The sequence below is a fragment of the Bellilinea sp. genome (genome assembly GCF_034432615.1).
GTDB lineage: Bacteria > Chloroflexota > Anaerolineae > Anaerolineales > Anaerolineaceae > Bellilinea.
On record NZ_DAOUBL010000144.1, the window covers coordinates 23,701 to 31,336 of the forward strand.

Consider the following 7,636-nt stretch of genomic DNA (forward strand, 5'->3'; position numbering starts at 1 on the left):
TGTGTGTTACACAGTTTCAGGCAGCCGGTAAAGAAAAGTAAAAGGTGCTGCCGCGGTTGACTTCGCTCTCTGCCCAAATTCGCCCGGAATGGGCTTCAATGGTGTGGCGGGCAATCGAAAGACCTAACCCCGTACCACCTCCCGAGCGAGATTGATCCGCCTTGTAAAAACGTTCAAAAATGCGTGAAAGGGCAGCCGGTTCAATCCCCACACCCGTGTCCTGCACCGAGAAAATAACCTGCCCGGCTTCTTTCCACGTCCGCGCCACAATTTCTCCACCTGCCGGCGTGAACTTGATCGCATTGTGAAGCAGATTGACCAGCACCTGTTCGATGCGTTCCGCATCGGCGAGTACGTTGGGCAAGCCCTCAGCGCATTCCTGGCGCAAGGTCAGGCCGGCTCGTTCCGCCTGCAATTGCATGCGTTCCACCGCCCGCGAGACTAAATCATTCGGCTGCACCGGCTTCAGGTTGAACGGCACCTTGCCCGATTCAATTCGCGAGAGTTCCAGCAGCTCCCGAACCAGTTGGGTCATATTGTCAATTTCGCTCTCCATTTTTTGCAAAAAGCGCCGTGCCGCTGGGGGATCTTCCAGGGCGCCTTCCTGCAGAGTTTCGGTTAACGCTTTTAGCGAAGCCAGCGGCGTGCGCAATTCATGGGAAACATTACTGATAAAATCCCTGCGCACCACTTCAAGCCGTCGTACGCGGGTCAAATCCTGAAATACCAGCAGCGTATTTTCGGGCAGCAAAGGTTCAAGCGGAGTGGCAATTCCCTGAATGAACAGACGCTCCGGCGTGGTTTCGATGGTTGCAATCTGCTGACGTTTGGTTTTCACACAGGTGCGCCACAGTTCAACAAAGGGATGCTGGCGTACCACCTCTACCAGAGAATGACCCAACGCCCGGCTCGAATCAACATTAAAAATCCGCTCGGCGGCCGGGTTGATCAAAGTCACCAGACCCTGCCCATCCACAATCAGGATGGCGTCGTTCATGTTTTGCAGAACAGCATCCAGCTTGCTGCGCTCTTCCCGATATCCCTCAATTTGTTCGCCCAATCTTTTTGCTATGCGAATAAAAGCCTGGCTGAGGATTCCAATTTCATCCTTGCGGTGAGTCGGCAACTCGATGTTGAAATTGCCAATTCCCAGCCGGGAAACTTCGCGAGTCAACTGGCGCAATGGCGTAATTGTCTGATTGGCAACCAGAAAAGCCAGCAAAATCGTCAAGATAATTGCCAACACTGCATTGCCTAAAATGGTATTCCTCAATTCCAATAAGTCCGACTCGATTTTTTCGATCGAGCTGGCAAGCCGCACAACCCCAAGCGGTTGATTATTATCGTCAATCCGCAAGGCAAGATAATAAAGCCGCTGGCGCACAGTATCACTGAATCGCACCGCGCTCCCTTCGCCGTCCCGAAGGGCCTGTTGAACTTCCGGACGGTTGAGGTGATTTTCTACCTGTAGGGGGTCCCTGCCCGATTCGCCAATGACCTGCCCATCCGGCAGGATAATGGTCACCCGCACACGAGTGATTCCGGCATAATCATTAACCAGATTATTCAATTCAGGGCTGATCCGCCCTTCCCGCAAATGATTGATCACATCGCGGGCAATTAAATCGGCTTCGGTACGCAGCGTGTTGCGTAAATTTTCATAGTAGGTGCGCTCCATGAAACGGTAAGCATACAAACTAACCCCGCCCACTGACAGAATAATCAGCAGGATGAATGGAATGGCTAACCGCCATAACAGGGAGCGTTTCATCTTATCACTTATCCCTCAAAACGATACCCTGCACCGCGAACGGTCACAATCCGCATCGGCTGGGCCGGCTGAGCTTCGATTTTTTCCCTCAACCAACGCACATGAACATCCACTGTACGGCTATCGCCGATATAATCCCATCCCCATACTCTTTCGAGAATAAATTCCCGCGAAAGAACCTGGCCGCGATGCTGAGCCAGAAAGAGAAGTAATTCATACTCCTTGGGTTTGAGGGGGATAATCTGATCGTTCAGGCGTACCTCACGGCGGGTAATATCAATGACCAGATTACCAAAAGTCATTATTTGAGAAGGTGTAGCCGGCTCACTGCTGGCTGCGCTGAATTCCTCACGCATCAGGCGCACCCGGCGCAGCATGGCTTTAACCCGCGCCAGAAGTTCGCGCATGCTAAACGGTTTGGTGAGGTAGTCATCCGCCCCGACTTCCAAACCGACGACACGATCAATTTCATCGTCCCGGGCAGTCAACATCAATACCGGTGTGGTCATCTCCTGCCGCAGAATACGGCACACTTCAAAGCCATCAATGCCCGGCAGCATGATATCCAGTATGATCAGATCGGGATGTGCTTTGCGGGCAACTTCCAGGGCTTTAATCCCATCCCCCGCCGTTTCCACCTCATAACCTTGCCGGGTCAGGTTGTATGCCAGGGTCTCTTGCAGGGTTTGTTCATCTTCAACAATCAAAATTTTTTCTGGCATGGTTAAAACCTCATTTCTTCAATTATTTCCGCCAGCCGGATAGAGAACTGCCTCCGATTATAGCAATTTTCTACGGCCCTTCTGCCCGCAAGGCCCATTTCTCTGGTTTTTTGCGGGTCGGCAGCCAGACTTCGAATCACTTGTGCCAATGCTTGGGGATCTCCCGGTGGAACGGCAATGCCAGCGTTGTGGGTTTCAACCACCTCGCGGATTACCCCATCAATTGCCAGCACCACTGGTTTTGCAGCAGCCATATAATCAAATACTTTATTCGGATAAGTGGTTTTATACCATTCCAGTGGTTTGAGGATCGCCAGACAGGCATCTGCCGCGGAGAGAATTTCGCTCATCTCTTTTTTTGCTACCGGCGGCATAAAGATGACATTGGTCAAACCCATTTCTTCCGCCTGACGAATTAAACGAAATTTCTCTTTGCCATCTCCGACCAGTACAAAGCGGATATGGGGTTCGTCCCTTAAAATATTTGCCGATTGAAGCACGACTTCCAGATCATTGGAAAGGCCATGCGCACCGGCATATAACACCACAAATTCTCCCTCTAACCCCCATTGCTGGCGCGTTCGGCTGCCGTTCTGATGCGGGTCGAACATGGACGGATCCGCTCCGTTCGGGACAAGTTCTACCCAACGCGCTCCGTTACGACTGACATGCTCGATGAAACCCGGGGAGTTGACCATCACCCGGTCGGCATGACGGTATAAAAAACGCTCCAACCCCTCCGAGAGCCAAATCAGCAACGGATTACGCAACACACCGGCTGCAATCGCAAAGGCCGGCCATAGATCGCGCACCTCAAAGAGAAAACGCACTCCTTTTATGCGGGCTATGAGCCAGGCTGTTACTCCTTGAAAAATAGGCGGTGAAGTACCCCATACCAAATCTACCTGTTTTACCGACAGTCCAACCAGGAAGGAAGAAATCATAAAACTGAAAAAACTGACCAGCCGGTGGAAAAAGCTTTTGTGCAAAGCTGGATAGGTAAACACCCTCAGGATGGTAATACCCTCTTCAGGCTGTTCCCGCTCCAGCCATTGAACTTTATCCGTTTGGCTTTTACCGGTGAGGTAGGAAACCGGGCTGGCAACAATCGTGACCCGATGACCACGCGAAACCAGAAATCGCGCCATCTCGTAATGTCGCGTACCGCCAGCCTCATCCAGCGAAGCAAATGCCTGATGGATTAATAACAGGTGCATTAATCTGATTTTATCTTAAAACATTCAATATGCAGGGATTTCTTAAATAAGGTTCAGCGTGCGCAAATCTCAAAATCAGTCTGCAGTTCTACTGGCAAATGGACATCCGCTTGAATCCACAAAGAAATGGCTGGCTGCCGCACCAGATAAGTGGGTGAAAACCATCCCAGCAAGGTATCCAGCCCTTCTTCCGGCTTACCTTTCAAAACCTGACCCGCCCTCACCACCTTAAACTCCAGGGTGAAGGATGGTTGACTATTAAGAGAAACACGAACTTGAAATTCCCCATAATCCATGAGGATTCCGTTGTCCTCCGGCTTCCATTTTCCATCCTGCAGAAGCCAGTGCAGACTGACCTGTCCGCTGGTCAGCCTCGGGTGCAGTGGCAGCAAACGGTCGGTTACTTTCCAGCAACCCCGCTGCACCCATTCCAGCCTACGCTGCTGCTGAACACCCAAACGGCGGTAGCCATATCGCTCCGCACAGACGATCTCATTTTCCACAGCCTTCTTTTCCACAAACTGTGCCTGATCCCAATTCAACCATAGGAACTTACCTGCCCGCAACATGGGCTGCTGGCGGTTGAAGACCGGTGCATTGTGAAGTTCAGCCAGCGCCAATCCATTCTGCCAGGGGGGTGGCAAATTGTAAGCATATGTCCCGGCATCACTTACCAGGCGAACACCATGCCGCCAAAGTTCAACCTGCAGTTGATCGGCGTGGGCCGGCCGGTTGGTGAATTTTTTCGCCCTCAAACTAGCCCACTCGGTCACATCTCCCAGGCGTCGAACTCCCCCTAATGCCGGCTGGCTGATTTGTTGAGGTAAACGGGAAAGATCCAGGCCGAACCAGTGAGCCAGTTCATCCCAACCCCCGCCCGGCAGCGCCCGCTCACCGGTAAATGCCGCCGTGCTCGCTTGAAGTATCGGACGAAAATCCTCGCTATGACCGCCCAGCGGCAGCAGATGTGCCCCATCATGGTGGCCCAAATTAAGCGCCTGACCGCTGGTTTCATCCATCACCCCTTGCAGCCAGGCCGAAGCCAGGCGCAGTTTTTCTCGTATCCCTTGCGTCAGCGGAATACCCTCCAACCGAGCAATTCTATGGGCTATCAAAGCCAGCGTCAGCATGAGGCGGTGATAATTGGTGCTGTGTTGAATGTACTCCCCATCCGCTTCAATTTGATGTTCAATCGCCCACTTAAACCACTTCCAGCCGGTTTGGCGCCAACGGCGTGCTTCCTCCCAATCGGGCAGAAGGTAAGCGGCGAGCAGCAGACCTACCGCTTCGGAAAGTAAATGATTATTATTCTGGGCACGTGCGTACAAAAGCGTTACCTCAATCCTTCGGGCGTGATGCACGATGGATTCGGCTACATTTCGTTTTCGCTCTTTATTAAACCACGGAGAAGTTTCAAATACCTGCACTGCAAACGCCAGCGCCATCAACCGCAGCGCCACTTCCTGCGCGGAAAGCCAGTTTTCCCCACCGTTCACCGGGTTGTTTTCCAAAAATTGTTCCCAATAGATCCAGAAACATCGGGCGTAGCGTTCATCGCCGGTCAGGCGGTAAGCCCGCCCCAGCGGGAAGGCCCATCCCAGACGAGCCGGCTCCCAGATTTGTTTGATGTCCCCTTCTACACCCTGCTCACGGAGAACGCTCCAATGCCGATTCGGGTGAGGTGGTTTGAGATTCAAAGGCTGCGGCGCACCGCCAAACAACCTGACCTTGCCTGCTAAAATCTCTTCTGCTTCTGCAATTCCATCTTCGCCGCGCAGGTGATTCCACTCTGAAAGCTTTATCGGATCGGGAAGGATGAATACATCGGCCCGCAACGGGGGGAGGTGGCTCAATTTTTTGCCGCCAATGGGCGTCAGCCAGTGGTAATACCCGCTCTTGATACCCAGACGATAAACCGCCAGGGAGAAGAGTGAAACAGGCCCCACTTCTTTGATCAGCCAGTACGCTTTCTTCCACACGGGAACATCCATCCGGGAATTAAGCCTGATTGATCTCCATATCAGCCTGCTGGCGCAGCGATTCCAGCGCTGCAAAACTGGCACGCGTTACACCCAACAGGTGATCATAGGGGATCGGCGGCTGCCCGCCCTGGCGAACGGCTTGCACAAATGCCTCCCATAAAGCCTGATGCCCTTTATCCTGTCGCAAACGCGCTGTAAATTTCTGGCGCTGGCCATTCTGCAACAACTCGAGCGACCGATAATCCTCCAGCACTGCCACCCGGCCGGCACAAAAGACTTCCACCCTTTCTTTGGGTAAAGTTTTGTCGCCATTGGCAAGGTAGGTGACCGTGCCAATGGAGCCGTCCTCAAAAGAAAACGTCATGCTTACATTATCCTGCCGATAGCGTTCACCATCCGGCAGCCCAACGGTGCGCACTCGAAGGGGTGGTTTGCCCACCAGGAAGGTCAGGTAATCTATGAAGTGGCAACCCTCGCCGATGATTCGCCCTCCACCCTGCTGCGGGTCGTGCAGCCAGTGGGTCAAAGGCAAATAACCGGCGTTGACCCGGTAGTGGATGAACATCGGTTCGCACCGGTTTTCCAAAAACTGAGCCATCTGGCGCGTAAACGGCGCAAAGCGGCGGTTGAAGCCCACCGTCAACAAGGCAGGCGGCTTTTCCTCCAGTAATTGTTGAATGGCATTCAATTCTTCGGGGGTGATTGCCAGAGGTTTCTCACAAAATACATGCTGACCGGCGCGCAAAGCCTGCATCACCTGCCGGGCATGATGCTGATGGCGGGTGAGAATGGCCACCACCTGTACCCGCGGATTGCCTAAAATATCACTTTCCTGAGAACTGGCAAAACCAAAACCGTAGCGTTGCGCGGCGTGACGCGCGCTCAATCCGCTGGCTGTGGCTATGCCCACTTTCTGCACGCCGCCGCTTCGTTGCACCACCGGTAAAAACACCGCCATGGCGTAATTGCCGGCTCCAAGCACCCCCAGGCCCGGCAGTCCTTCCAGCGGCGCAGCGTGAGGGCTCAACTCGATGCGGCGCAGCGGTGCAGTCGCTTCCTCGCTTTGGGGATAGGTCAAAAGAACACCCAGAAACGACTGACGACTCTTTCCGCTGATCAGATCATAGGCAGCCTCACCCTGTTCAATGGGGAAGCGGTGGGTGATCAGCGGCCTGACATCTAACTTTCCGCTGGCAAGCAGATCCACTACTGCCTGCAAGTTTCTGCCTTCTGTCCAGCGCACATACCCGTAGGGATAATCTATCCCGCTTTCTTCATACTGTGGGTCATAACGCCCCGGCCCGTATGAGCGCGAAATGATCAATTGAAGTTCTTTTTCATAGTACAACTTGCGCGGCAACGACATGCCCACCGCCCCGACTGCAATGACCTTCGCTCGATCGCGCGCCAGTATCCCCGCCAGTTCTACCGGGTCGCTGGCGGGGGTATCCGCACAGATTAAAACAGCATCAAAACCGCGCCCCTGTGTCAGTGAGCGACCAGTTTCTTCTGCCTGTGAGCGTTCGGCTGCAATGGCGCCCATTTGTTCAGCCAGAGAAACCCGGTGCGGGTCTAAATCCACCCCAAACACGCTACAGCCTGCCGCGCGGGCAATGCCCACGCTAAGCAGACCCAACAAACCCAGACCAATTACCGCAATCCGTTCGCCCAGCTGTGCTTCCGCCAGCCGAAATCCGTGCAAGGCAATCGCACCCAGCGTAGTGAAGGCGGCGCTCTCAAAATCTACCTGATCCGGCAAAGCCGCCAGCAAGTGTTTGGGGACGACGACATACTCAGCGTGCACGGCGTAACCCCCGCCTGCACACGCAACCCGATCCCCGGGTTTAAATTCCTCCACCCCTGCACCGACTGCCACAACCGTCCCGGCACAAGAATAACCCAATGCCATCGGCTGATCCAGTCGGTTGAAAACCGCTTCAAGGG

At 53.8% G+C, this 7,636-nt stretch carries 5 protein-coding genes; all 5 read right to left on the reverse strand.

Going from position 1 to position 7,636, the window contains the following annotated elements; genetic code table 11:
- Positions 1 to 16: 16 nt before the first annotated feature.
- Positions 17 to 1,771 carry an ATP-binding protein gene (locus VAE48_RS06580; RefSeq protein WP_322792520.1) on the reverse strand — a complete coding sequence of 585 codons (1,755 nt, stop codon included), beginning with the start codon at positions 1,769 to 1,771 and terminating at the stop codon, positions 17 to 19.
- Between the two features lie 8 nt (positions 1,772 to 1,779).
- Positions 1,780 to 2,493 (reverse strand): response regulator transcription factor, encoded by a 714-nt coding sequence (locus tag VAE48_RS06585; protein WP_322792521.1) that lies wholly within the window; start codon positions 2,491 to 2,493, stop codon positions 1,780 to 1,782.
- A 2-nt stretch (positions 2,494 to 2,495) separates the two neighbouring features.
- Complete coding sequence (locus VAE48_RS06590) at positions 2,496 to 3,710, reverse strand: glycosyltransferase family 4 protein (protein ID WP_322792522.1); 1,215 nt, start codon at positions 3,708 to 3,710, stop codon at positions 2,496 to 2,498.
- 53 nt (positions 3,711 to 3,763) lie between these two features.
- On the reverse strand, positions 3,764 to 5,689 hold the full coding sequence (locus VAE48_RS06595) for a heparinase II/III family protein (protein WP_322792523.1): 1,926 nt from the start codon (positions 5,687 to 5,689) through the stop codon (positions 3,764 to 3,766).
- Between the two features lie 19 nt (positions 5,690 to 5,708).
- The coding region (locus VAE48_RS06600) for a bi-domain-containing oxidoreductase (RefSeq protein WP_322792524.1) at positions 5,709 to 7,636 on the reverse strand (1,928 nt) is incomplete at its 5' end.

Excerpts from the sequence above, each read along its gene's own strand:
- VAE48_RS06580 (WP_322792520.1), bottom strand. The coding sequence starts at position 1,771 with ATGAAACGCTCCCTGTTATGGCGGTTAGCCATTCCATTCATCCTGCTG.
- VAE48_RS06585 (WP_322792521.1), bottom strand. The coding sequence starts at position 2,493 with ATGCCAGAAAAAATTTTGATTGTTGAAGATGAACAAACCCTGCAAGAG.
- VAE48_RS06590 (WP_322792522.1), bottom strand. The coding sequence starts at position 3,710 with ATGCACCTGTTATTAATCCATCAGGCATTTGCTTCGCTGGATGAGGCT.